The organism is Azospirillum sp. B2RO_4 (assembly GCF_051124815.1).
GTDB lineage: Bacteria > Pseudomonadota > Alphaproteobacteria > Azospirillales > Azospirillaceae > Azospirillum.
In genome coordinates this window covers 1,018,527-1,042,218 of the sequence record NZ_CP118485.1, presented here as the reverse complement: position 1 = coordinate 1,042,218, position 23,692 = coordinate 1,018,527, and the positions used below count along the sequence as shown (strand labels likewise).

The following is a 23,692-nucleotide window of genomic DNA, read 5'->3' as shown; positions in this document are numbered from 1 at the left end:
CTCAGCCCTCCTGCGACGGGTCGGTCGAGGCTTCGCTGGACGGACGCGGGCGGGCCGAGCGCAGCATGAAGGCCGGCATGTGATCGCCGAAGCCGATCACCGGCACGTCGTCGTCATCGTCGTCACGGCGGCGGCGGCGGTCGCGATCACGGTCGCGGCGCGGCTCGTTGCTGCGGCGGGATTCGGCGGCGGCCAGCGATTCGCGGGGCTGACGCTCCTCCCGAACCGGACGGTCCTCGCGCATCGGGCGCTCTTCACGGGCCGGACGCTCTTCGCGAGCGGCACGCTCCTCGCGGGGAGCGGCGGCCTCCTCACGCGGGGCGCGCTCGTCACGGCCGCCACGGGGCGGACGGCCTTCCGAACGGCCTTCCGGCTTGGCACCACGGCCGCCACGGCCGCGGCCACGCCCGCGGGAGCTGCCGTCTTCCTCGCCGAACTCGGCCGTCTCCAGGCCGTCGATGGCGATCATGGGAATCTCCCGCTTGATGAGGCGCGTGATGGCGCCGACCAGTTTCGTGTCGTCCGGCGTGGCCAGCATGAAGGCGCGACCCTGCTTGCCGGCGCGGCCGGTGCGACCGATCCGGTGGACATAGTCGTCGGGGGTCAGAGGCACGTCGAAATTGAAGACGTGGCTGAGGCCCTGGACGTCGATGCCGCGGGCGGCGACGTCGGAGCAGACCAGCAGCGTGATCTCGCCCTGCTTGAACCGCTCCAGCGTCTCGGTGCGCTTGGACTGGACCATGTCGCCGTGCAGCGCGCCGACATTGAAGCCGTGGCGCTCCAGCGACTTCTGCAGGACCGCGATGTCGCGCTTGCGGTTGCAGAAGATGAAGGCGTTCTTGACGTCCTCGGTCTGCAGCAGGTGGCGCAGCGCCTTGCGCTTGTCCATCTCGTGGACCAGAGCCAGCGCCTGGGTGACCGTCTCCGCCGGCGAGGCGGGCGGAGCGACGCTGATCTCAAGCGGCTGGGTCAGGAAGGCATCGGCCAGACGACGGATTTCCGGCGGCATGGTCGCCGAGAAGAACAGGGTCTGGCGGTTCTTCGGCAGCTTGCTGACGATGCGCTCGATGTCCGGGATAAAGCCCATGTCGAGCATGCGGTCGGCCTCGTCGATGACGAAGACCTTGATGTCGTTCAGCATGATGTTGCCGCGCTCGAACAGGTCGATGAGACGACCCGGAGTCGCGATCAGCACATCCACGCCGCGATCGAGCTTCTTCACCTGTTCGGTGAAGGTCTCGCCGCCGATCAGCAGCGCCATGCTGAGCTTGTGGTACTTGCCGTAGGTCTCGAAGCTTTCCGACACCTGGGCCGCCAGCTCGCGCGTCGGCTCCAGGATCAGCGACCGCGGCATCCGCGCGCGGGCACGGCCCGACGCCAGGATGTCGATCATGGGCAAGGTGAAGCTCGCCGTCTTGCCGGTGCCCGTCTGCGCGCAGCCCAGCACGTCGCGGCGTTGCAGGACACAGGGAATTGCCTGTTCCTGAATGGGCGTCGGTTGGGTGTAACCCTTGTCCTCGATGGCGCGCAGGACGTCAGGGCCAAGCCCAAGTTCCGAAAAAAGCATCCAACCTGTTTCTGTTCTGGAGTGCGGAAATCGAGCGTTCAACGCCCGATGCCTGGATGAGGCCGAAGAATAGGAAGTCAAAGCCGCATGTCAATAGATCCGATGTTCCGAAACCGAAAATCGGCGCGAAAACACGCCGCGTTGGCGAAATCGGCGCCCTGCGCTAGGCTGTTCTCCGGCAGTACCGCGAGTCGCGGCGCCTGCCGGCGCCCCAATGGGGGGCTGTCCGCTTCAAATGGAACGGTCGAGAGCATTTGATGATTCTTCGTGCCCAGGAATCGGTGCTGGTGGTGGTGGATGTGCAGGAGCGGCTGCTGCCGGCCATCCACGACTCCGAGCGCGTCGTCCGCAACGCCGCGATGCTGCTGAAGGGCGCCGCCGCCCTGTCGGTGCCGGTGCTGGTGACCGAGCAGTATCCGCGCGGCCTGGGGCCGACGGTGGAGGCGGTGCGCGCCCATCTGCCGGAAGGCACGCCGGTGATCGAGAAGATCACCTTCGGCAGCACCGGGGAGCCGGCCTTCAATGCGGCGGTGGAAGCCCTGAACCGCCGACAGATCGTGCTGTGCGGGACGGAGGCGCATGTCTGCGTGATGCAGACCGCGCTGGGGCTGCGCCAGCAGGGACATGCCGTCTATCTGGTGGCCGACGCGGCATCGTCGCGCACCCCCGCCAACCACGCCATGGCGCTGGAGCGGATGCGTGCCGCCGGCGTAACCATCGTCACCACCGAGATGGTGCTGTTCGAGTGGATGGAACGGGCCGGCACGCCGGTCTTCAAGGTCGTCAGCGCGCTGGTCAAGTAGGCGCAGGAGAAGCCCCATGTCCGTCAATTCTACAGGCTCCACCGGCCGCCCTGCCCTGATCCTGCTGCCCGGCATGCCGCTGGACGCGGCGCTGTGGAACCATCAGGTCCGGCATCTCGGCGACGTCGCCGACCCGCAGGTGATCGAACTTGCCGACTGCGCGACCATCGCTGCGATGGCCGACAAGGTGCTGGCCCAGGCGCCGGAGCGCTTCGCCGTCGCCGGCCTGTCGATGGGCGGCTATGTCGCGCTGGAGATCCTGCGCCGCGCGCCGGAGCGGGTGGAGCGGCTGGCTTTGCTCGACACCAACGCCCGGGCCGATACGGCGGAGGCGACCGCCACCCGGCGCGAGGCGGTGGCGCTCGCCCGGCAGGGGCGATACGGGCAGGTGATCCGCGCCGCCCTGCCCCGCCTGATCCATCCGGATCGACTGGCGGACGACGGGTTCGTCCGCTCCGTGCTGGCACAGATGGAGCGGGTCGGCGTCGACGGCTACGCGCGCGAGCAGGAGGCGATCATCAACCGGGTGGACAGCCGGCCGGGGCTGGCCGCCATCCGCTGCCCGACCCTGGTGATCTGCGGGCGCCAGGACATCCTGACGCCGCCGGCGCTGCATGAGGAGATGGCCGACGCCATCCCCGGCGCCCGGCTGGTGCTGATCGAGGACTGCGGCCACCTGTCGGCGATGGAGCAGCCGCAGGCGGTCACCGCCCTGATGCGCGACTGGCTGCTGCGGGACTGAGCCCGTTCAGCAGTCGGATCCGTTGCAGAGCAGGTCTGCCCGCGGGCTGGGGAACAGCGAGAAGGTCATGTCGCTGATGAGGCTGCGGAAATCGGGATCTTCCGGCCCCTGCGGCCGGTCGAGCCAGCCGGTGGCGGAGGTCAGCGCGGCACCCGACCGGCAGAACGCCCCCTGCACGACGATGGCCCCGCCCGGCGGAGAGGTTGGGATGGGCCTGTCGGCGCAGAGTTCGGAATTCAACGTGTTCTGCGCCACGTTGAAGGCCAGAACCACCTTGTAGTCTCGTCGCGCCGTGTCGCTGGGCGTGGTGGTGAGATTGGTCTTAACGCCCATCACGCGGTTCTGCATATGGGGCAGCACCTTCTCCGCGAAGCGCTCCGGCGGCAGACCGAAGGGGTCGCCGTGCAGCACCACCCGCAGGTCGCGGTTGCCCGCCGCATAGGCGACTTCGCTGCGCGTGTAGGCCGGGGCCGGCTCGCTCGCCACCACCCGCTCGTTGGAGCAGGCGGCAAGGGTCGAGGCGCCCAGCACAAGGGCGGCGAGCGGCGGGAGCATGCGCATTTTCAGATCGTCCGTTGGTGTCGCTGCTCCCGATATGGGGAGCAACGCCGCGCCGGACGAGAGGTTCGGCACGGCGCGTGGTCAAAGCGTCACACGTCCTTCAGCCATTTGTCCGCGGCGCGGCCGATCAGGGACGGATAGTCGGGAAGCTCCGGCCCGATCAGCGGCAGATCGAATTCCGCGACGATCCGCGCCACGCTCTCGTCCGTCAATTCCAGGCCGAGTGCGCGGGCACGGCGGGCGATGACCAGTTCCTGGCCCCATACATAGACCCGCCGGGCATCGGTGTTGCGCGCCATGATCCGTGACTGCTGCATCCGCTCGTCGCCGTTGATCGGCAGCCAGATGTCGGTCATCAGCGTGTCGGCCGGCTCGTCGGTGCGGAACTCCAGCGCGTCGGCATTGACGATGGAAATCTTGGCCACGGCCTCGGCCGGAAGCTGGTCGAGCAGGCCGACGCTGCGGTTGACCTCGATCACATCGGGATCCAGCTCGACCACCGTGACCCGCGTCACCTCCGGCCGCAGGGCCGCGTTCACCGCCGCCCAGCCCATGCCCATACCCATCACCACCGTATGGCCGGTGGCCGCACGGACGCCGATCTCCTGGCTTTCGATCTCCATCGGCGTCATCGACATCCAGCAGCGATACTCGCCGTCGGCCTCGCGCCGCAGCAGGGCAGCCATATCGGTCGTCATCAGCGCCGGACTCCAATAGCCGGCACTGAGCAGGATCGGCGCCACCTGCACACGCCAGCGCCCGACCTCGCAGGGTTGATAGCGGGGAACGAAGAGGTCGGTAACGAAGGGGGTCAATGGCGACAGAGCATCGGCGACCATTTCGGGCGGGATAGCATCGGCCGAAATGTCGGCGCCGGGATTGGCCAAGGGGGGCATGGGTTTCCTGTGGAACGGGCCATGGACCGCGAGACAGTCTCCCGGAACGGCGCTTGCCCGAATGATAGACCAGGCGGGACCTTCTCCAAAACAGCGAAAAATCTGCGGGATTTTCCACCCACGTCTATGCGCCGTCCGGGAGCGGATCGACACTGTCCCCTTCCGGCATCAAACCCGTGCGCAGATATTCGTAGGCACACCATCGCGCGTCGTGGGGCATTCGCGCCCGCCGCAAAGGTTCCGCCTCAACGAACAGCATCCTGCGACGGAAGGCCATCGGGCTTTCGACCAGAAGGATCGGCTTTTCCGCCTGCACGCCCGGCGGAAACCACGGGCGTCGGAGGAAGCGGCAAGGTTCCTCGGTCCATTCCGGCGGGGTGCCGAGATGCCAGCGGCGCACCAGATGTTCGCCGACCGCGCCGGCATAGGCGTCAAAGACTTTGTCGCCAGCGCACTCAGGAGGATCTTGCAGGCGGGCCAGCCGGCTGCCCTTGTCGCCGTCCATGTAGAATTCGTCGAGCAACTCGCCCAACGCCACCGAGAAGGTCTGCCGTCCGGATTTATAGCGTCGGATGGCCTCGGCCAGCGTTCCAGGACGGTGGTTCAGGTCGTCGGTCATCTTCACACCCCCGGGCAGCATAACCCTGGACGATATCCTCGATCTTCGCGGCGATGCGCGCATTTGTTCCGGGAACCTGCGGATAGCAAAGCGTCACAAGCTCCGCCAACTGCTCTGCTGTCGCCAAGCCTGTGATATCCATCAGAAAATAGAGGTCCCGTCTGTCTCGGGCCAGCCCTTCGGGATCGTCGAGCCGGTTGGCGAGCAGCTTCATCGCCAGCATGTATTCCGGAGTCGGCAGATAGACGCGAAGACCGATCTGCCCGTTTCTTGGATACTCTCCGAACGGAAGCAGGTTCGGCTGCGGATTGCCCTTCGGCGGAGCAACGCTCTTCACCGCCTGATTGAGCCAGTCATGGGGAAGGCCGAGACGACGTCCGACGAGATCGGCAAGCTCGTAGCCGCGGCCGCGTTCGTTGAGGAACACCGCGTCGACATCACGAGTCACGTCGCGGATGTTGCCGGCGAGCAGAAGGCACGATCCGCCATAGACGGCGATGTCTATGACCTTGCCGTCCTGAGCGGCAAGATCACCCATCATCTCGAACGCCTGTTCGAGCAGCTTCCTCGACAACTCCACGAAGCCTCCGCCGATCTCGCGCCTCCGCGCCTCAGTCCGTCGCCGTCACACGTCGATGTCGTCGGCCTTCACGAACTTTGCGTTGTCCTGGATGAACTTGAAGCGCAGCTCCGGCCGCTTGCCCATCAGATCCTCCACCAGCGATCGCGTGCGCTCGCATTCCGGCTTTTCCTCCGGATCGGCGGCGTTGGGGACGACCACGCGCAGGAGCGAACGCTTGGACGGGTCCATCGTCGTGTCGCGCAGCTGGGCCGGCATCATCTCGCCCAGACCCTTGAAGCGGCTGATGTCGGGCTTCTTGCCCTTGAACATCTTGGACAGCAGCTCGTCCTTGTGGGCGTCGTCGCGGGCGTACACCTGCTTGTTGCCGTGGCTGAGGCGGTAGAGCGGCGGCAGAGCGAGATAGAGGTGGCCCTCCTGGATCAGGCCCGGCATCTCGCGATAGAAGAAGGTCATCAGCAGCGAAGCGATGTGGGCGCCGTCGACGTCGGCGTCGGTCATGATGATGACCCGCTCGTAACGCAGCTTGTCGGTCGAGAAGTCCTTGCCGATGCCGCAACCCAGCGCCTGGGTCAGGTCGTTCAGCTCCTGGTTGGCCTTCATCTTGTCGACCGACGCGCTGGCGACGTTCAGGATCTTGCCGCGCAGCGGCAGGATGGCCTGGGTCTCGCGCTGGCGCGCCTGCTTGGCGGAGCCGCCGGCCGAGTCGCCCTCCACCAGGAACAGCTCGGTGCCCTCGGGAGAGTTGCGCGAGCAGTCCGCCAGTTTGCCGGGCAGGCGCAGGCGGCGGGTGGCCGACTTGCGCGTCATCTCCTTGGACTGCTTGCGGCGCGCCCGCTCCTCGGCCTTTTCGATCAGCCGTTCCAGCAGGCCGTTGGCGCTCTGCGGGTCGCCGGACAGCCAATGGTCGAAATGGTCCTTCACCGCGGTCTCGACGAGGCGCTGCGCCTCCGCCGTCACCAGCTTTTCCTTGGTCTGGCCCTGGAAATGCGGTTCGCGGATGAAGACCGAGAGCAGGACGCAGGCGTCGCCCATCACGTCGTCGGCGGTGACCTGCCCGGCACGCTTGTTGTTCGTCAGCTCGCCATAGGCCTTCAGGCCGCGGGTCAGCGCGGTGCGCAGGCCGGCCTCGTGCGTGCCGCCCTGCGGAGTCGGCACGGTGTTGCAGTAGGTGTGCGAGAAGCCCTCGTCATCGTCGGGCCACGCCACCGCCCACTCCACCCGGCCCTGGCCGTTGGGGAAGTCGAGCGCGCCGGCGAAGGGTACCCGCGTCAGCGTCTTGCGGTCCTTCAGCGCGGCGTTCAGGTAATCCTGAAGCCCGCCGGGGAAATGCAGGGTCTCCGAAGCCGGCGTGGTGGCGTCGACCGACAGCAGGGTCGGGTCGCAGCTCCAGCGGATTTCGACGCCGCGGAAGAGATAGGCCTTGGAGCGCGCCAGCCGGTAGAGCCGGTGCGGCTCGAAATGAGCGGTCTCGCCGAAGATTTCCGGGTCGGCGTGGAAGCGGATGGTGGTGCCGCGCCGGTTGACGTTGCCGCGATGGGCCAGCGGCCCCTGCGGCAGGCCGCGGCTGTACTCCTGGACGTAGAGCTGCTTTTCGCGGGCGATCTCCACGGTCAGCCGGTCCGACAAGGCGTTCACCACCGACAGGCCGACGCCGTGCAGGCCGCCCGAGGTCTGGTAGACCTTGTTGGAGAATTTGCCGCCGGAGTGCAGCGTGGTCATGATGACCTCCAACGCCGACTTGCCCGGATATTTCGGGTGGTCGTCGATGGGGATGCCGCGCCCGTTGTCGCGCACCATCACCGTATAGTCGGCGGCCAGCTCCAGGTCGATTCGGCTGGCGTGACCGGCCACCGCCTCGTCCATGGCGTTGTCCAGGACCTCGGCCACCAGATGGTGCAGCGCACGGTCGTCGGTACCGCCGATATACATGCCCGGCCGGCGCCGGACAGGCTCCAGCCCCTCCAGAACCTCGATGTCCTGGGCGGAATAGCTGTCGGCCTTGGGGGCCGTGTTCTCGAAAAGATCGCTCATGACGGGATGATAGGAATTTCGTCAGGGGTGCGCAAGCGCGTCCTGGGCCGTTTATAGTGCGGTGCCACAGGCTTTGGGGCAGGAATTTTTCGTGACGTCGGAGGAAGCATGAGCGCAGCGGACACATACGACTTCGACAATGGCCCTGCCCTGCGGGCCATCGCGATGCCGGCGGACACCAATCCGAACGGCGACATCTTCGGCGGCTGGCTGCTGGCGCAGATGGATTTGGCCGGCGGGACGGTGGCGGTGCGGCGCAGCCATGGCCGCGTCGCCACCGTCGGAATCGAGGCGATGACCTTCCACAAGCCGGTCTTCGTCGGCGACGAGGTCAGCTGCTTCGCCCGCATCGAGAAGGTCGGCCGCACCTCGCTGCGCGTCCGCATCGAGACCTGGGTACGGCGCGAACGCTCCGGTTCCGACCCGATCAAGGTAACGGAGGGCGTGTTCACCTACGTCGCCATCGGCGAGGACCGCAAGCCGCGCGAAGTGCCGCCGGAGTAAGAGGCGTCAGGCCGCCGGCGCCTTGACGAAGTGCTGGTGGCCATGGTCGCACTGGCCGCGGGCATGCTTGTCGTCGCAGCTTTCACCGGAGGTCAGGCCGATCCAGCCATGCAGCGTGGTGGGGTCGAAGCCGGCCTCGCGGCGGTCGCCGACCTGGATCAGCGGACGGCGGATCAGGTCGCGGTCGGCCAGCATCGCCGCCAGCGCCGACGATTCGTCGAGGGCGGCGGGATTGACGGCGCCGGACTTCACGGCGGCGGCGCGTCGGTTGAACCAGGAATCGACCTCCTTGTCGCCGAAGAAGGCGCGGAGATCGGCGGCGGTCAGGTCTGCGGTGGCGAGATCGCGTTCGACCAGCGCGTGACCGGCGGCGGTCAGTTGCTGCTTCTGCCTGGCGTTCGCCGGGCAACCGGCCAGTCCGTAGAAAATCACCTCGGCCATGGGGCACTCCGCTGCTGGATGGGGGATCCTGATCCGGGGAACAATCAGGACCGATTTCGTCCAGTCTAACGGCGATGCAGCATGAAAAAGGGCGCGACATTCTGCCGCGCCCACATTTTTTCTATGGGTATTCCGAAGCGGCCGGCAGGCTCACTTCTGCAGGCGCTTCAGGGCGTCCTCGACATACTGGTTGGTGTAGGTCTTGGACAGGTCGATGTTGGCGGACGCCACAGCCGGGTCGAAGGCCTTCAGCACCTTCAGCGCGGCTTCGGCGCCATCCTGGGTGAAGCGGCCGTCGGGCGAATAGGTCGGCTTGGAATGCTCGAATGCCTGGGCGTAGAGGTCCTTGTTGCCGAGGAAATACTCCGGCGGCAGCACCTTCAGCACATCCTCCGTGCTGGCCTTGTTCAGCCACAGCAGGGTGCGGACGAAGACGTCGGCCAGCGCCTGGGTGGTCTTCGGGTTCTCCTTCACGAAGTCCGGCTTGGTGTAGAGCACGGCGGCGGGATAGGGGCCGCCATAGACCTCCATCGTGCCCTTGGCTGTCCGGGTGTCGGCCAGCACGGTGATGTCGCCGTCGGCCTCGGCCTGGCTGATGACCGGGTCGAGGTTGACGATGGCGTCGATCTCTCCGCGCTTGATCGCGGCGATGGCGCTGGCGCCGCCGCCGACGCCGATGACCGACACGTCGTCCGGCTTCATGCCCATGGAGGTCAGGACGTAGTTCAACATGAAGTTGGTGGAGGAGCCGGGGGCGGTCACGCCGACCTTCTTGCCCTTCAGGTCCTTCACCGACTTGATGGTGCCGGCCTTGTTGACGGCGGCCAGCACGATGCCGGGATAGCGGCCGAGCTGCGTCACCCCGACGATGGGCTGGCCCTTGGCCTGCATCTGGATGGTGTGGTCGTAGGCGCCGGTCACCACATCGGCCGAACCGCCGACCAGAGCCTGCAGGCTCTTGGAGCCGCCGCCGAAGTCGCTGATCTCGACGTTCAGACCCGCATCCTTGAAGTAGCCGAGCCGCTCGGCCAGCGTCAGCGGGAGGTAATAGAGCAGCGGCTTGCCGCCGACCGCGATCTTGATGTCGGTCTTTTCGAGCTTCTGCTGGGCAGCGGCCAGTCCGGCCGATCCGAGGGTCATGACGACCGCGGCGGCCGCGATCAGCGATTTGAATTTCATTGGTTGCCTCCCTATTGAGTTTCAGTGCTGCCCGCCATGGTTGTCCTGCGGGCGCCAGTGCAGAAGCCGCTTCTCGATCATGGTTACGCCGGTGTCGATCAGGACGACGAAGATCGTCAGCACCAGCATTCCGGAGAAGACGCCGACGGTGTCGAACACGCCTTCCGCCTGATGGATGCGGTATCCGAGCCCGGCGGCGGAGCCCAGATACTCGCCCACCACCGCACCGACCATGGCGAAGCCGACGGCGGTGTGCAGCGATGAGAAGACCCAGGACAGGGCCGAGGGCAGATAGACGTGCCGGAACAGGTCGCGGGAGCTGGCGCCCAGCATGCGGGCGTTGGCCAGAACCACCGGGCTGACCTCCTTCACGCCCTGATAGACGTTGAAGAAGACGATGAAGAAGACCAGCGTCACCCCCAGCGCCACCTTCGACCAGATGCCGAGCCCGAGCCACAGCGCGAAGATCGGCGCCAGCACGACGCGGGGCAGCGCATTGACCGCCTTGATGTAGGGGTCGAAGACGATGGAGACCAACGGCGCGCGGGCGAACCAGAAGCCGAAGGCGATGCCGGCCACCGTGCCGATGACGAAGGCCAGCGCCGTCTCCAGCAGCGTGATACCGAGATGGTACCAGATGACGCCCGAGGCGAAGTCGCCCCAGGTGCGGGCCAACACCGCCCCCGGCGTGCCGAAGAAGAAGGGGCTGAGGATCTTGGTGTCGGTCAGGACGTGCCAGATCAGGAAGAAGGCGATCAGGACGCCCAGCTGAAGCAGCAGGATGACCGGACGGCTGGGCAGGCGTTTTGCGTGAGATCTCATGATGTCGTCACCGCAGCTTGGTCTGGGCGTAGCCCTTCAGCACCTCGTCGCGCAGCTGCGCCCAGATCTCCTGGTGCAAGGCGAGGAAGCGCGGGGTCATGCGGATTTCCGCCACGTCGCGCGGACGGTCCAGGTCGATGCGGTATTCGCCGATCAGCCGCGACCCCGGCCCGGCGGACAGCACCAGCACCCGGTCGGACATGGCGATGGCCTCCTCCAGGTCGTGGGTGATGAAGACCACCGACTTGCGGTCCGCAGCCCAGAGGTCGAGCAGTTCGTTCTCCATCATCTGGCGGGTCTGGACGTCCAGCGCCGAGAAGGGCTCGTCCATCAGGATGATCTTGGGATCGACGATCAGCGTCTGGGCCAGCGCCACGCGCTTGCGCATGCCGCCGGACAGCTGGTGCGGAAAGCGGTCGCCGAACCCCTCCAGCCCGACGCGCGACAACCAGGGCCGGGCACGCTCCCGCGCCTCGGATTTTGAAACCCCGCGGAACTCCAGCCCGGCGGCGACATTGTCGAGCGCCGACTTCCAGGGCATCAGCGCCTCGGCCTGGAACATGTAACCGGCCTTGGGATTGATGCCGGTCACCGGCTGCCCGAAGGTGAGCGCGCGGCCCTCGCTGGGTTTCAGCAGGCCGGCGGCGACGTTCAGCATCGTCGATTTGCCGCTGCCTGTCGGGCCGACGATCGACACGAACTCCCCATCGGCGACGGTGAAGCTGGCGCCCTGTACGGCGGTGTAGGAACGTCCCCGGCCGTCGGGTGAGGGAAAGGTGCAGGTCACGCCTTCCAGCTGAAGGGCGGGCGCCGCGGCGGCCTCGGCCATGTCGGTATGGTCCTTATCTTTTTGGCGGTGCGGGTCGGCAGGCGATGCGCTTTGGTTGGAGTGCCATACTGTCCGAACTGAGGCCTATCGGCAACCGCTTGAGATCTCCATAGAATCCGAAAGGAGCCATTCCGCAAACGCACCGCTTACGGTGTCAAAGAAGGGACGCGGGCCCTTATCGGTTGCCGCGATGGCCTGCCGTCCAGCATCAATGGCCCCATCTATGGCATAGATCGAAAGCCAGTCCTTTTTCCTTCGCGGAGCCGATATGCCCACGCTGCCGAAACGCCTGCTGATCGCACTCGCCGTCCTGGCCGCCCTGCTCGCCGCGTGGCTCGGTTTCGCCGCCTGGTACGATCACCACCAGCGGGCGGACGAGCAGCCGGCCACCTACAGCGCGCTGATCGAGCAGGCCGGACGTGGGGAGATCAGCTCCATCACCTTCGCCAACGGCACCGGACATGCGGTTGCCTTCAACGGCAGCCGCTATCGTGTCGTCATGCCGGTGACCGACGACCTGCTGAAGGAGATGCGCGCCCACAAGGTTGCCATCTCCTTCGAAGAGGGTCCCGGCGGGCTGATGGCGCAGACGGTGGGCGTGCTGGACCGCGCCGCGCCCTTCGTGGTGGTCGCCCTGCTGATCGGCGGGCTGCTGATGAGCGGCGGGCAGTTCTTCGGCATGGGCCGCGCCACCCGCGTGCGGCCGGAGGACACCAACACGGTGTTCGCCGACGTGGCCGGCGTCGACGAGGCGAAGGAGGAGCTGCGCGAGACGGTGCAGTTCCTGAAGGACCCGCGCCGCTTCGCCATGGCCGGCGCCCGTGTGCCGAAGGGCATCCTGCTGGTCGGCCCGCCCGGCACCGGCAAGACCATGCTGGCCAAGGCGGCGGCGGGCGAGGCCGGTGTGCCGTTCTTCGCCGCGTCGGGATCGGATTTCGTCGAGATGTTCGTCGGACTGGGCGCGGCGCGCGTGCGTAGCCTGTTCAAGACCGCCCGCGCCAACGCCCCCTGCATCCTGTTCATCGACGAGATCGACGCGCTGGCCGGCAAGCGCGGCGAATCGACCAGCCATTCCGAACGCGAGCAGACGCTGAACCAGTTGCTGGTCGAGATGGACGGCATCGTCGAGGGTGGCGAGGTGGTGGTGATCGCCGCCACCAACCGGTCGGAGATGCTGGACCCCGCCGTGCTGCGCCCCGGCCGCTTCGACCGCCATATCCATGTCAGCCTGCCCGACGTCGCCGGGCGCGAAGCGATCCTGGGCGTCCATGCCGGCCGCCTGACGCTGGCCCCCGACGTCTGCGCCCGCACCGTGGCGCGCGGCACGCCGGGCTTCTCCGGCGCCGAGCTTGCCAACCTGACCAACGAGGCGGCGCTGTCGGCGGCGCGCCAGGGCCGCGTCGTCGTCACCATGGCTGATTACGAGGCGGCCAAGGACCGCGTGCTGATGGGCACCGAGCGCCGCAGCCTCGCTCTGACGGCGCACGAACGGCGGCTGATCGCGGTGCATGAGGCCGGCCACGCGCTGGTGTCCTTGCGCTGCCCGCAGGCCGACCCGATCCACAAGGCCACCATCATCCCGCGCGGCGGCGCGCTGGGCATGGTGGTGCGGCTGCCGGAGGGCGACCGGGTTTCGGTCTCGCGCGCCAAGCTGATGGCCGACATCGCCGTCGCCATGGCCGGCCGTGCGGCCGAGGAGATGACCTTCGGTCCCGATCACGTCACCACCGGGGCCGAGGCCGACTTCCGCGCCGCCACCGATCTGGCCCGCCGCATGGTCACCGCCTGGGGGATGAGCGAGGAGATCGGCTTTGTCGCCCATGCGGCGGCTGAGCCCGGGGCGCGGTCCGAGCGGACGGCCTGGCGAATCGACGAGGAGGTCCGCCGCCTCACCGACGAGGGCATGGAGCATGCCCGCCGCCTGCTGCGCAGCAACCGCGACGCGCTGGACGGCATCGCCCAGGCTCTGCTGGAGCGTGAGACCCTGAGCGGCGGCGAGATCGCCGAACTGGCCGATCGCGAGCAGGAGCGCGCCACCGAGGCGGCCTGAGGCCGGGGAGGTTTCATGCGAACTCTCTTAATAAGGAAATCTCCCGCGTTGCGGCATGGGTGCATACGGGAGTAGACTGACCCTTACGCGAATAGGGGTAACAGGAGAGGGGCGCGATGACGGGGCCGCTATCCCGCCGCAGGGTTCTGAAGACCGCGCTGCCTGTCCTCTCCGCCCTGCCCTTCCTGGCCTTGCGGCCGGCAGCGGCGCACCCGACCCCCACCGTCGTCCGCGTCGGCGCCTATGAGTTTCCACCCTATGTCGACGAGACGGGCGGTGGCGTCACCCGCGACCTGTTGGACCTGTTCAACACCGCGCAGAATGAATTCCGGTTCGACTTGGTGAGGACCGCCCCGCAGCGGCGCTATGACGATCTGGAACAGGGGCGGTTCGACATGATCGCCTTCGAATGCCTCAACTGGGGCTGGCAGGATCGTCCGGTCGACGCCACCCGGCCATTCCTGCGCGATGCGGAGGTATTCGTCGCCAAGGCGGCGCCGGGACTCGACCAGCATTATTTCGACGACCTGAACGGCAAGTCGATTCTGGGACGCCTGGGCTATCACTACGCCTTCGCCGGGTTCGAGGCGGACCCCAAGCTGCTGGAGCAGCGCCATCACACCCGCGTCACCGTGACGCATGAGGGCAATGTCCGCAGCGTCGTCGCCGGCCGCGCCGACCTCGCCATCGTCACCCGCTCCTTCCTGACCCGCTTCCTGCAGCGAGAGCCGGAACTGGCCCGGCAGGTCCTGGTGTCCGAGCGCACCGACCAGATTTACGAGCACACCATCCTGACGCGGCGCGGCCGGGCGGTCACCGCCGGCTGGCTCGATGCGCTGCTGAACCGGCTGGAGGCCGACGGACGGCTGGAAGCCTTATGGCGGCGCAGCGGAATCATCGCGTGAGGCGGCGGTCCTCCCTGCTGGCGCGGGTGGCCGGTGCCATCCTGCTGACGACGGCGAGCATCGGCGCCGCCGCGATGCTGCTGTCCGAGCAGATCGTCGAGGGGCAGCGCCACCAGGACCTGCTTCACCGGGCGGAACTGGTCGCCGCCACCCAGGCCGACGCGCTGAGCGGCCCGGTTTGGGAACTCGACACCCGCAGCGCCGAGCGCATGATCGAGGCGCTGACCGTCCGCGATCCGGCCATCCGCTCCATCGCCGTCTTCGAGACCGACCGCGACGACCCGCTGGCGCAGACCTCGTCGGGAGAGGTCGGGGACGGCGCCGGCCGCATCACGGTCGAGCGCCCCATCGTCCTGCATGGGCGCGAAGGACGGGTGCAAACGGTCGGGCAACTGCGCATCGTCTATTCGACGGCCGAGGTGCGGCAGGCGACGCTGAACGCGCTGGTGCCGGTGGCCGGGCTGTTGCTGCTGTCGCTGCTGGGGGCGATGGCGGCGCTGGGGCTGACGCTGAACCGCATGGTGCTGCGCCCGCTGCGGCGGCTGACCCAACTGGCCAGCGCCATGGCGCGCGGCGACTATGGCGCCCGCATGGATGCCGGGCGGAACGACGAGATCGGCGTGCTGGCCGACGGCTTCAACCGAATGGCGGCTACGGTGCAGGACCATACCAGCACCCTGGAAAGCCGGGTCCGCGAACGGACGGAGGCGCTGGCCGCCACCAACCGCGCCATCATGGACAGCATCAACTACGCCCAGCTGATCCAGTCCGCCATCCTTCCGTCGGCCGATGCGCTGTCGGCCGGACTGACCGAGCATTTCGTGCTGTGGCGCCCGCGCGACGTGGTCAGCGGCGACTTCTATGTCTGCCGCGAGGTGGCGGACGGCTTCGTCGTTGCCGTGGCCGATTGCACCGGCCATGGCGTGCCCGGCGCCTTCATGACGATGACCGCCAGCGCGATGCTGAACAATGCGCTGGACCAGATGGGAGCCGACGATCCGGCCGCGGTGCTGGCCGCCGTCGACCGCAAGGTCCGCGCCGCCCTGCACCAGGAGGGGAAGGCGCGCAGCGGGACGGACTGCTTCGACAATGGTCTCGACCTCGGGCTGTGCCACATCCGTCCGGCCGAAGGACGGCTGGTCTTCGCCGGTGCCCGCGTTCCACTGCTGATGGTGACCGGCGGCGAGGTGACGGAACTGCGCGGCGACCGCCGCAGCCTGGGTTATCGCCCGACCGAGGTCGAGCCTGCGCCGGACGTTGCCCCGGGCGCTGCCGAGTTGCCGTTCACCAACCACGACATCGCCTTGTGCCCCGGCCAGACCTTCCTCATCGGCACCGACGGGCTGGTGGACCAGAATGGTGGCGAGCGCGGGCGCAGCTTCGGCCGAATCAGGCTGCGCCAGTTGCTGAGCCGGGGCGGCGACGGGCCGCTCGACCGGCTGAAGTCCGACCTGGAAAGCTCGCTGGACCGGTTCCAGGGCAGCCGCGAACAGCGGGACGACATCACCCTGTTCGGCTTCCGCGTGCGGCTGACCGACGCAGCAGCCGTTTCCAGCGCTGGGTCCGGCCGCCGCGCCGCGTAAAACTCCTGACCCTCTCCCTCAAATATGTTACAGAGATGATATTTATTGTGACAGGTTGTGACGGCGACTCATCAGAGATGGCAGAGACCTGTCGAGTTTGTTTTAAACTTTACGCATCCTAAGGTATGTTGCACCCGCTGAAGTGGCGACTGGGGAGAGCACGGCATGGCAGGTCCGACGATCGTCGTGGTCGAAGACGAGAATTCCCTGCGGTCCGACATGGTCGAGTATCTGTCGAACTGCGGATTCGATGCGATCGGCGCACGCGATGGGGCGGAACTGGACCGGCTGCTGCGGAACCGCAGCGCCGCCATCATCATCCTGGACGTGAACCTGCCGGACGAGGACGGGTTCAAGATCGCGGCCCGGCTGCGCGATGGCCATGGCGCCGGCATCATCATGGTGACCGCCCGCAGCTCCACCGTCGACCGCGTGGTCGGGCTGGAGATTGGCGCCGACGCCTATCTGGTGAAGCCGGTCGAGTTGCGCGAGCTGGAAGCGCAGGTGAAATCGCTGCTGCGCCGGCTGAGCGAGCGCGCCGCGGAAACGGCGAGCCAGGCCGCCAACGGGAATGCAGGAAGCGAGGCCGGCGATTCTGCCGACGAGGCGCGCTGGTCGCTGGACCCCACGGAATGGAGCCTGACCAATCCGGCCGGAGTCCGCATCAGCCTGACCAGCATGGAGATGAAGCTGACCAGCCTGCTGGCCGCCCAGGCCCGCAAGCCGGCGACGCGCGACCAGATCTCGCAGGCGCTCTACAACCGCCGTTGGAACCCGGAAGACCGCTCCATCGACACCGTCGTCGGACGCCTGCGCCACAAGGTGGAGGGCGCCATCGGCGGCCCGGCCCCACTCAAGTCGGTGCATGGGGTCGGTTATGTCTTCTCCGCGCCGATCCGGGTGGTGGGCGCCGCGCAGGGGTGAGTCAGTCCTGGGGCGATGCGTCCTGACCGACCGTCTCCCGATCCGGCGTGCGGCGGGGGAACAGCAGGATGAAGCTGGTGCCGCGATCCGGCGCGCTGTCGACGGCAATCGACCCCATCAGCGCACCGACCACCAGATTGTGAACGATGTGCAGCCCCAGCCCACTGCCGCCACGGCCGCGCCGGGTGGTGAAGAAGGGCTCGAACACCCTGGCGCGATGCTCCTCGATCATGCCGCGGCCAGTGTCGGTGAAGCACAGGCGAACGGTGTCGGGATCGGGGCAGTCGACCGTGATCGCCATGTTCCCTGCCCGCCCGTCGGCGAAGGCATGGGTCAGCGCGTTCATCACCAGATTCGACAGGATCTGCGACAGGACGCCGGGATAGCTGTCCAGTTCCAGGTCGGCCGGGCAGCTCACCGCGACCGCGTGGCCCGAGGGCCGCAGCTTCGGCTGCAGGCTGACCAGCGTGTCCTGGATGTAGGCGGCGAGGTTGACGCTGCGCCGCTCGGCGCTGGCGCGGTCGACCGCGACCTGCTTGAAGCCGGCGATCAGTTGCGCCGCCCGTTCGCAATTGCCGAGGATCAGGTCGGTGGTGTCGGTCGCGGTCGCGAGGTAACGGGCGAACTCCGCCTTGCCCAAATCGCCGTCGGCGGCCCGCCTGCGCATCGCCAGGGTGGCGTCGGCCAGATGCGAGGCGCAGGACACGGCGATGCCGACCGGCGTGTTGATCTCGTGGGCGACGCCGGCGACCAGCGCGCCGAGCGAGGCCAGCTTTTCCGACTGGATCATCGCCTCCTGCGCCTCGCGCAGTCTGTCCAGCGCCGCCTCCGCCTCGCTGCGCCGCCGTTCCAGCTCGTGGTTGGCGTCGCTCAGCTGGGCCTGCAGCCGGTCGCTGACCCGCACGAGGCGTTGCTGCTCCCGCGTGCTGAGTTCGAAGGCGGCGATCAGGTCGCGGAACTCCGGCAGGCACTCCGGCGCCAGCGCGCCCAGCCTTGTCTCCAGCGCGCGGGACTTGGCAAGCGCCTCCTCCTCCGCGGCGAAGAGGTTGAAGGTCACGGGGCCCCGCCGGCGGGCAACTCCCGCATCTGGAAGACGACATGCCGCAAATCCTCGGCGAAGTCCTCGCCCAGTTCGCGCATCGACTCGTCATTTTCCTCGACGCACCAGGTCACCGTCACCGGCCGCCCGCCCCGGGCCACCGACTCCAGCATCTGGAAGATGTTCATCAGCGCCTTGGCGCTGGAGCTATTGAAATAGAGAAGTTCCATGTCGAAGCGGATGGCGGCGCCGTCCGGACGGTCGAGAAAGCCCCGGAGCGCTTCGAACACCGGACCGAAGAACCCGGCGACGTCGTCGGGATAGGACTCGCCGGTCATGCGTAAATGGCCACCGACGAAATCGAAGAAGACGCCCGGCGTGCGTCCTGTGGCGGGGATGGTCAGGCTGTCCATGGCGTATCGCTCGGTTCGGCCGCTCACACGCGGACCTTGAGGCAGAAGAAGCTGCGGTCCGCATCCATCTCACCGAAATCATAGTCGATGGGGTCGCTGGCCCGCCGTGCGATCTCGATCAGCCCCAGGGTCGCGCCACGGCTGCCGTCGTCCGGCTCCTCCCGAAGCTGTTCGCGGTAATAGGTCTTGATGGCGTCGCGATCCAGGCTCTTCAGATGATCCAGCCGCTCCCTCAGGCGGGGAACCTCGCTGTTGCGCACGGTATTGCCGCAGACGATGAAGACCTTGCCGCCCTCCATCCCGATGGTGACCATGCCGGCGCTGAGTTCCACCGCGCGGCCGGCGCCGCCCGACATCTTTTCCGCGGAATAGCGGATGATGTTCTGCATCTGCTCGACGAAGACCGAGAAGACCCGGCGGATGGTGGGGCCATCAGCCTCCTCCAGCGCCATTTTCTCGCGCAGTGCTTCGCCGAGGGAGTAAAGTATCCCCTCCGACAAGTATCCGCTGAAAGAGAACACGATCCCCTTTTCGTCGAGATCGCGCTTAATCGACGCATACTGTTGGGCAAGCATGATTGTGGCCTGAGCTTCCACAGGTGCCGGGAGTCGCCCGACTATGTCATCTCCCATAAGAAAGGGCCATAGTCTTTCGGATTTCAGGCCTTTTGGCGGCCGCGACATCGGGCTGCATCATACGGGAAGCACGACCCGGAAGGTCGATCCCTTACCCAACGTGCTGTCGACCGCGACGGCGCCGCCATGCAGATGGACGATCTGCTGCACCGTGTGCAGACCGATGCCGGTGCCCGGCACGCCGGACGCACCCGATCCGCGGAAAAAGCGGTCGAACAGGCGCGGAAGCTCCGTTTCGGGAATGCCGCGGCCGTGGTCCGTCACCTCTATCACCGCCATGGCACCGTCGGTGTCGCCATGGAGATGGATCGCTTCGCCCGGACCGGAATATTTGACGGCGTTGTTGACGAGATTGCTCATGACCAGCGCGATCAGGTTGGCGTCCACCTCCGCCCGCCGCGGCAATCCGGTCAAGGTCATCCGGAATTCACGGTCGGGATAGGCGACGCGGAAGGGCCGGACGACATTGGCGATCAGGTCGGGCAGGTCGACCTCGGCCCGTTCCAGCACCAGGGCGTTGGTCTGCAGCCGCTCGTCGGTCAGATGGGCATCGATCAGGCCGGTCAGGCGCTGCACGCTGCCGCGGATCACCGCCAGCCGCTCCAGCATCTCCGGCTCCACCTGCCCGGCCCGCATCGCCAGCAGCTGCGCCGCGCTGTCGATGATGGCGAGCGGCGTGCGGAATTCGTGGCTGACCATGCCCAGGAACTGGCGCTGCCGGTCGCGGGCGAGCAGTTCGCGCTCCAGCGCCCGCTCCACCCGTTCCTTGACCAGGATCAGCGCCTTCTGGTTGGCGGCCAGCTCCAGCGTGCGCTCCTCCACCCGCTGCTCCAGCGACTGGTTCAGCGCCACCAGTTCCTCGTACAGGCAGACATTGTCGAAACCGATGGCGACGCGGTTGCAGAACAGCTCCAGCAGGCGGTGCTCGTCCGCGGTGTAGGGCTCCGCCCGTTCAAGCCGGAAGACGGTCACGCCATGCTCGCGCGTGCGGAAGACCAGGACGCAACGGTCGCCGTGATAGAGGTTGCGCTGGGTCAGCAAGGCGTCCGCCACCTCCGCCACCGCGCCAGCCGACAGGACATCGGCGGCCGGCAGCCCGATGCAGCCGGAAAAGACACCCAATCCCGCCACCACGGCGACCGTCCGGCTGCCGTCGGCGCGGTCGACCGGCCGGCAGGCCAGAACCGCCGGCGCGCTGCCGTGATCGACGACGCGGGCGATCTGCTCCACCAGCCGTTCGACGAAGGCGCGCATCGGCCGCATTTCGAACAGCGGGGCGGAAGCGCTGAGAATCCGTTCCAGCCCCTGCCTGTTGCGCTCGATCGTCACGATGTCGCGCCACGCGCGCAGGCTGCTGACCAGCGTGGTGAACAGACGCTGCGCGGTCAGCTCGCTCTTGGCCTTGTAGTCGTTGATGTCGTAGCCGATGATCACGTCCCGCTCCGGCGCCTGACCCGGCTGGCCGGTACGCAGGATGATCCGCATGCGGCGGTTGCCCAAATCCTCCCTGATGTGGCGGACCAGCTTCAGGCCGGCGTCCTCCGTCTCCATCACCACGTCGAGAAGGGCGACGGGCAGGTCGGGCCGCTGGGCAAGGACCGTCTTCGCCTCTTCCGCCGACAGGGCGCTCACCACCTCGAACGGGCGTCCGTCGAAGTCGAAGTCGCGCAGCAGCACCGCGGTCATGGCGTGAACCTGGGGATCGTCGTCCACCACCAGGATGGGCCAGGGCGTACCGGACGGCCGTTGGGAACTTGCCGCCGTCGCGGCGCCGTCCTCCGGGCCGAACAGCAGTTCGTCGTCCAGCCCCCCGTCCATCCCCGCCATCCGCCGCCCCCGTCACACTATGCGCGATTGCCTATGCCCTGCCGCAATGGAACCACCGTACGGTGCCGCTTCCAAGACCGATAAGCCAAATTGGCAGCATTCGTTTCAATTTGTCGCATATGAACGAAGAGTCATGTACGAAGATGCCAATGTTATGCAAAGATTTATTACGATGGTGCATAACGGAATGGCCGGAAAGTAAGAGTGTGAAGCGTCGACGACCACGACGTGCCGGCCGGACGGTCCCGCCATGGTCGTTTCGCCTTTGCGCTTCACCGGGATGCTCAACCGAACCGGCACCGATGTGGGGCCGCGGATCGATGCCCAGAATCGAAGCGATACGGAAAACACCGACCATTCGGAGAATTTGTATGCCGTTTTATCACGACATGGTTGTTGAGTGACGGATATCGATCATTGCGCTATTCTTGAGCCCTGCCAGCCCGACTGAACGGACGACCTCACCCCGATGATTCCTGCCGGCTTCGAACAGAATGCACATGCCGCAGGACGCCCGGACACCGTCCGTGGGGGACGCAAGGCCGTATCACCGGCGATTCTCGCGCTGCTGGCGGTCGCCCTCGCCCTTACAGCCGCCCTGCTGGTGTTTGCGGCCTATCAATACCGCACCCAAGTGATCACCGAGGCGGAAGTCCGCAGCGTCGCCATCGCCCGCGTGCTGGAGGAGCATGCGGCCAAGACCCTTGGCATTCACGCCTCCACGCTGTCGCACATGGAATGGATGGTCGACGATCTGGGATGGGACCGGATCGACAGTTCCCCGCTGCTGCACGAACGTCTGAAAACCATGGCGTCCCAGACGCCGGAGGTGCAGTCCTATTGGATCACCGACGAAAGCGGACGCGTCCGGGTCAGCAGCTTCGAATGGCCGTTACGCCCGCTCAATGCAAGCGACCGCGAATATTTCCGCGCCCTTCTGAACCCAGGCAGCAGCATCCACGTCGGCCCGCGTCTGACGGGCAAGATCAACTCAGAGGTTTTCTTTACCCTCAGCCGCCGGATGGAGCTGCCGAACCACCAGTTCCAGGGGGTGACGCAGATCTCTCTCCTGCCCAGCTATTTCGCCGACTTCTACAGATCGGTCCTCCGAGGGTCGAGCGACGTGATCCTGCTGATGCGAGAAGACGGAGAGGTGCTGGTCCGGACCCCGCCGAACGCCCCGGAGAACCGCGCCGACATCGGGCGTTTGCCGGAACTGATCACGATCCCCGACAGGAACGGCGTCTTCCACGCGGTAACGCCCTCCGACGGGATCGAGCGGCTGATGGCCCGCCGCAAGGTGCCGGACATGCCGATCTATGTGGTCTACGGCACCGACGTCGGCTCCATCGAAAGGGCGTGGCGCGACCGGGTGATGCCCTACGCGCTGTTCGCGATCCCGGCTTTGGGACTGCTTGGGCTGCTGGGTGGGATCGCGCTGCACCGCTCGCGTCAGGCCGCCGAGGCGCAGGAGGCATTGTACCGGGCCAACGAGGCGCTGGAGGACCGGATCACCGAACGCACCCGGCACCTCGACCAGGCGCTGGCGGACAAGGAGGTGTTGCTGCGCGACATCCATCACAGGGTGAAGAACAATCTGCAGGTGATCCTCAGCCTGCTGGAGTTGCAGGCGCAACGCGCGCCGGAACTGGAGGCGCCCTTCAGCGAGGCGCTGACCCGCATCAACACCATGGGGCTGATCCACGAGCAGATCTACCGCGCCACCGGTGTATCTGCGGTCGCGCTCGACAGCTTCATCGAAGCGTTGGCAGGGCATCTGCGCAGCTTCCACAGCCGTCCGGGCAGGACGATCACCATCAGGCATCAGGTGGAACCGCTCAGCCTCGACCTCAACCGTGTGGTGCCCTTCGCCCTGATCCTGAACGAGGTGGTGTCGAACGCCTTCAAGCATGCCTTCACCGGCCGCTGCACCGGCACCATCGACATCGTGGTGACGGCGGAGAACGGATCGCTGCACTTGGTGATCCAGGACGACGGCAACGGTGCCCCCGAACCGGAGGATCCCGCCACCCCCGGGCGGCGGTCGATGGGGATGGACCTGATCCGGGCGTTCGCCCGGCAGATACGCGGCGAGTATCATTTCACCAGGGAGGCCGGCACACGGTTCGATCTGGTCTTCCCGCAGGAGAACGAGGCCGTTTAGCGTTTGCAGCGTTTGGCGGATCCCGTCTTCTGACCATTGGCCTCCACTCCGCCGGTGGAGCCGCCGGTGGAGCCATTGTTTGAGCCGTTGGCCGGGCCGGCGGCCGGATCTTCGGACTTCGGAAGCTTCTCTGCGATGCCGAATGCCAGTTCGCGCCGCCGCAACTCAGCCAGAATCTCGTCGGGGGAAATGTCGAAGTCGGCCAGCAGGACGACCAGGTTATACAGCAGGTCGGCCGCCTCCATCACCAATGCGCCGCGGTCGCCCCGCATCGCCTCGATCGCGACCTCGATCGCCTCCTCCCCCACCTTTCGCGCCATGCGGGCCCGGCCCTGAGCCAGCAGCTTTGCCGTGCGCGAGGCTTCGGGGACGGAGGAAGGCTCGCGCCGCAGGGTTTGCACGGCCTCGTGCAGGCTGCGGAGCGGATCGGGACCAATGTATTGAACCATGTTCCTGAAATCGTTTTTCAATCCGGCGCTGTCAAGACGTTGGTTGGTCGACCGAACATTTCACCGGCGTCACGAAGCTGCCCAAGCAGTTCCAGTAGCGGGAAATCGTCAGTAGCACTGATTGAT

Annotated in this window: 23 protein-coding genes; 8 read left to right on the top strand and 15 right to left on the bottom strand. The window is 66.8% G+C overall.

Annotated elements, in window-relative coordinates; all coding sequences use genetic code 11:
• Nucleotide 1 precedes the first annotated feature (1 nt).
• Complete coding sequence (locus tag PWS46_RS04850; protein ID WP_434618779.1) at nt 2-1,567, bottom strand: DEAD/DEAH box helicase; 1,566 nt, start codon at nt 1,565-1,567, stop codon at nt 2-4.
• 257 nt (nt 1,568-1,824) lie between these two features.
• Between PWS46_RS04850 and PWS46_RS04845 the strand changes: the two genes are divergently transcribed.
• On the top strand, nt 1,825-2,370 hold the full coding sequence (locus tag PWS46_RS04845; RefSeq protein ID WP_434618776.1) for a hydrolase: 546 nt from the start codon (nt 1,825-1,827) through the stop codon (nt 2,368-2,370).
• A gap of 16 nt (nt 2,371-2,386) precedes the next feature.
• On the top strand, nt 2,387-3,112 hold the full coding sequence (locus tag PWS46_RS04840; protein WP_434618773.1) for an alpha/beta fold hydrolase: 726 nt from the start codon (nt 2,387-2,389) through the stop codon (nt 3,110-3,112).
• Between the two features lie 6 nt (nt 3,113-3,118).
• Here the strand turns inward: PWS46_RS04840 and PWS46_RS04835 are convergent, their stop codons facing one another.
• The 5 genes from PWS46_RS04835 to parE all read right to left on the bottom strand — a co-directional run bounded on the left by PWS46_RS04835 (nt 3,119) and on the right by parE (nt 7,802).
• On the bottom strand, nt 3,119-3,673 hold the full coding sequence (locus PWS46_RS04835; protein ID WP_434618770.1) for a hypothetical protein: 555 nt from the start codon (nt 3,671-3,673) through the stop codon (nt 3,119-3,121).
• 89 nt (nt 3,674-3,762) lie between these two features.
• Complete coding sequence (locus PWS46_RS04830) at nt 3,763-4,569, bottom strand: hypothetical protein (protein WP_434618767.1); 807 nt, start codon at nt 4,567-4,569, stop codon at nt 3,763-3,765.
• A gap of 124 nt (nt 4,570-4,693) precedes the next feature.
• Nucleotides 4,694-5,188, bottom strand: a complete 495-nt coding sequence (locus PWS46_RS04825) for a hypothetical protein (protein ID WP_434618764.1) — start codon at nt 5,186-5,188, stop codon at nt 4,694-4,696.
• Complete coding sequence (locus PWS46_RS04820; protein WP_434618761.1) at nt 5,130-5,762, bottom strand: hypothetical protein; 633 nt, start codon at nt 5,760-5,762, stop codon at nt 5,130-5,132. The genes PWS46_RS04825 and PWS46_RS04820 overlap by 59 nt, the downstream gene beginning before the upstream one ends.
• A gap of 51 nt (nt 5,763-5,813) precedes the next feature.
• A complete protein-coding gene (parE, locus tag PWS46_RS04815; RefSeq protein ID WP_434618758.1) occupies nt 5,814-7,802 on the bottom strand; it encodes a DNA topoisomerase IV subunit B in 1,989 nt (662 codons plus the stop codon).
• A gap of 108 nt (nt 7,803-7,910) precedes the next feature.
• Between parE and PWS46_RS04810 the strand changes: the two genes are divergently transcribed.
• Nucleotides 7,911-8,306, top strand: a complete 396-nt coding sequence (locus tag PWS46_RS04810) for an acyl-CoA thioesterase (protein ID WP_085089201.1) — start codon at nt 7,911-7,913, stop codon at nt 8,304-8,306.
• Between the two features lie 6 nt (nt 8,307-8,312).
• Here the strand turns inward: PWS46_RS04810 and PWS46_RS04805 are convergent, their stop codons facing one another.
• The 4 genes from PWS46_RS04805 to PWS46_RS04790 all read right to left on the bottom strand — a co-directional run bounded on the left by PWS46_RS04805 (nt 8,313) and on the right by PWS46_RS04790 (nt 11,577).
• Nucleotides 8,313-8,747 (bottom strand): ArsC/Spx/MgsR family protein, encoded by a 435-nt coding sequence (locus tag PWS46_RS04805; protein ID WP_434618754.1) that lies wholly within the window; start codon nt 8,745-8,747, stop codon nt 8,313-8,315.
• Nucleotides 8,748-8,897: 150 nt separating this feature from the next.
• Nucleotides 8,898-9,926 carry an ABC transporter substrate-binding protein gene (locus PWS46_RS04800; protein ID WP_434618751.1) on the bottom strand — a complete coding sequence of 343 codons (1,029 nt, stop codon included), beginning with the start codon at nt 9,924-9,926 and terminating at the stop codon, nt 8,898-8,900.
• Nucleotides 9,927-9,947: 21 nt separating this feature from the next.
• Nucleotides 9,948-10,748, bottom strand: a complete 801-nt coding sequence (locus tag PWS46_RS04795) for an ABC transporter permease (RefSeq protein WP_434618748.1) — start codon at nt 10,746-10,748, stop codon at nt 9,948-9,950.
• A gap of 7 nt (nt 10,749-10,755) precedes the next feature.
• Nucleotides 10,756-11,577, bottom strand: a complete 822-nt coding sequence (locus PWS46_RS04790; RefSeq protein ID WP_295827800.1) for an ABC transporter ATP-binding protein — start codon at nt 11,575-11,577, stop codon at nt 10,756-10,758.
• 268 nt (nt 11,578-11,845) lie between these two features.
• Between PWS46_RS04790 and ftsH the strand changes: the two genes are divergently transcribed.
• The 4 genes from ftsH to PWS46_RS04770 all read left to right on the top strand — a co-directional run bounded on the left by ftsH (nt 11,846) and on the right by PWS46_RS04770 (nt 17,039).
• On the top strand, nt 11,846-13,627 hold the full coding sequence (ftsH, locus tag PWS46_RS04785) for an ATP-dependent zinc metalloprotease FtsH (RefSeq protein ID WP_434618744.1): 1,782 nt from the start codon (nt 11,846-11,848) through the stop codon (nt 13,625-13,627).
• A gap of 116 nt (nt 13,628-13,743) precedes the next feature.
• The gene (locus tag PWS46_RS04780; protein ID WP_434618741.1) at nt 13,744-14,532 is read left to right on the top strand and encodes a substrate-binding periplasmic protein; all 789 of its coding nucleotides are present in this window, start codon (nt 13,744-13,746) and stop codon (nt 14,530-14,532) included.
• Entirely contained in the window at nt 14,529-16,115 is a 1,587-nt protein-coding gene (locus PWS46_RS04775) for a SpoIIE family protein phosphatase (protein ID WP_434618738.1), read from the top strand. The genes PWS46_RS04780 and PWS46_RS04775 overlap by 4 nt, the downstream gene beginning before the upstream one ends.
• Nucleotides 16,116-16,280: 165 nt before the next feature.
• On the top strand, nt 16,281-17,039 hold the full coding sequence (locus PWS46_RS04770) for a response regulator transcription factor (protein ID WP_434618735.1): 759 nt from the start codon (nt 16,281-16,283) through the stop codon (nt 17,037-17,039).
• A 1-nt stretch (nt 17,040) separates the two neighbouring features.
• Here the strand turns inward: PWS46_RS04770 and PWS46_RS04765 are convergent, their stop codons facing one another.
• From PWS46_RS04765 to PWS46_RS04750, 4 genes are all read right to left on the bottom strand, one after another.
• Nucleotides 17,041-18,096, bottom strand: a complete 1,056-nt coding sequence (locus tag PWS46_RS04765) for a sensor histidine kinase (protein ID WP_434618733.1) — start codon at nt 18,094-18,096, stop codon at nt 17,041-17,043.
• Nucleotides 18,093-18,491, bottom strand: a complete 399-nt coding sequence (locus PWS46_RS04760; protein WP_434618730.1) for a DUF1987 domain-containing protein — start codon at nt 18,489-18,491, stop codon at nt 18,093-18,095. The genes PWS46_RS04765 and PWS46_RS04760 overlap by 4 nt, the downstream gene beginning before the upstream one ends.
• Nucleotides 18,492-18,514: 23 nt before the next feature.
• Entirely contained in the window at nt 18,515-19,087 is a 573-nt protein-coding gene (locus tag PWS46_RS04755) for a SiaB family protein kinase (protein ID WP_434618727.1), read from the bottom strand.
• Nucleotides 19,088-19,183: 96 nt separating this feature from the next.
• Nucleotides 19,184-20,944, bottom strand: coding sequence for an ATP-binding response regulator (locus PWS46_RS04750; RefSeq protein ID WP_434618724.1), 1,761 nt, complete (start codon nt 20,942-20,944; stop codon nt 19,184-19,186).
• A gap of 478 nt (nt 20,945-21,422) precedes the next feature.
• Between PWS46_RS04750 and PWS46_RS04745 the strand changes: the two genes are divergently transcribed.
• Complete coding sequence (locus PWS46_RS04745) at nt 21,423-23,117, top strand: sensor histidine kinase (RefSeq protein ID WP_434618721.1); 1,695 nt, start codon at nt 21,423-21,425, stop codon at nt 23,115-23,117.
• On the opposite strand, the gene hisE is transcribed toward PWS46_RS04745, so the two are convergent.
• Nucleotides 23,114-23,587 carry a phosphoribosyl-ATP diphosphatase gene (hisE, locus tag PWS46_RS04740; protein WP_434618718.1) on the bottom strand — a complete coding sequence of 158 codons (474 nt, stop codon included), beginning with the start codon at nt 23,585-23,587 and terminating at the stop codon, nt 23,114-23,116. The genes PWS46_RS04745 and hisE overlap by 4 nt on opposite strands.
• Nucleotides 23,588-23,692: the final 105 nt, after the last annotated feature.

What these genes read in the sequence shown, in the direction of transcription:
- PWS46_RS04850 (WP_434618779.1), bottom strand. Translation starts at nt 1,567, where the DNA reads ATGCTTTTTTCGGAACTTGGGCTTGGCCCTGACGTCCTGCGCGCCATC.
- PWS46_RS04800 (WP_434618751.1), bottom strand. Translation starts at nt 9,926, where the DNA reads ATGAAATTCAAATCGCTGATCGCGGCCGCCGCGGTCGTCATGACCCTC.
- PWS46_RS04845 (WP_434618776.1), top strand. Translation starts at nt 1,825, where the DNA reads ATGATTCTTCGTGCCCAGGAATCGGTGCTGGTGGTGGTGGATGTGCAG.
- PWS46_RS04790 (WP_295827800.1), bottom strand. Translation starts at nt 11,577, where the DNA reads ATGGCCGAGGCCGCCGCGGCGCCCGCCCTTCAGCTGGAAGGCGTGACC.
- PWS46_RS04835 (WP_434618770.1), bottom strand. Translation starts at nt 3,673, where the DNA reads ATGCGCATGCTCCCGCCGCTCGCCGCCCTTGTGCTGGGCGCCTCGACC.
- PWS46_RS04825 (WP_434618764.1), bottom strand. Translation starts at nt 5,188, where the DNA reads ATGACCGACGACCTGAACCACCGTCCTGGAACGCTGGCCGAGGCCATC.
- PWS46_RS04810 (WP_085089201.1), top strand. Translation starts at nt 7,911, where the DNA reads ATGAGCGCAGCGGACACATACGACTTCGACAATGGCCCTGCCCTGCGG.
- PWS46_RS04840 (WP_434618773.1), top strand. Translation starts at nt 2,387, where the DNA reads ATGTCCGTCAATTCTACAGGCTCCACCGGCCGCCCTGCCCTGATCCTG.
- PWS46_RS04830 (WP_434618767.1), bottom strand. Translation starts at nt 4,569, where the DNA reads ATGCCCCCCTTGGCCAATCCCGGCGCCGACATTTCGGCCGATGCTATC.
- PWS46_RS04760 (WP_434618730.1), bottom strand. Translation starts at nt 18,491, where the DNA reads ATGGACAGCCTGACCATCCCCGCCACAGGACGCACGCCGGGCGTCTTC.
- PWS46_RS04805 (WP_434618754.1), bottom strand. Translation starts at nt 8,747, where the DNA reads ATGGCCGAGGTGATTTTCTACGGACTGGCCGGTTGCCCGGCGAACGCC.
- ftsH (WP_434618744.1), top strand. Translation starts at nt 11,846, where the DNA reads ATGCCCACGCTGCCGAAACGCCTGCTGATCGCACTCGCCGTCCTGGCC.
- parE (WP_434618758.1), bottom strand. Translation starts at nt 7,802, where the DNA reads ATGAGCGATCTTTTCGAGAACACGGCCCCCAAGGCCGACAGCTATTCC.
- PWS46_RS04750 (WP_434618724.1), bottom strand. Translation starts at nt 20,944, where the DNA reads ATGGACGGGGGGCTGGACGACGAACTGCTGTTCGGCCCGGAGGACGGC.
- PWS46_RS04795 (WP_434618748.1), bottom strand. Translation starts at nt 10,748, where the DNA reads ATGAGATCTCACGCAAAACGCCTGCCCAGCCGTCCGGTCATCCTGCTG.
- PWS46_RS04745 (WP_434618721.1), top strand. Translation starts at nt 21,423, where the DNA reads ATGATTCCTGCCGGCTTCGAACAGAATGCACATGCCGCAGGACGCCCG.
- PWS46_RS04770 (WP_434618735.1), top strand. Translation starts at nt 16,281, where the DNA reads ATGGCAGGTCCGACGATCGTCGTGGTCGAAGACGAGAATTCCCTGCGG.
- PWS46_RS04780 (WP_434618741.1), top strand. Translation starts at nt 13,744, where the DNA reads ATGACGGGGCCGCTATCCCGCCGCAGGGTTCTGAAGACCGCGCTGCCT.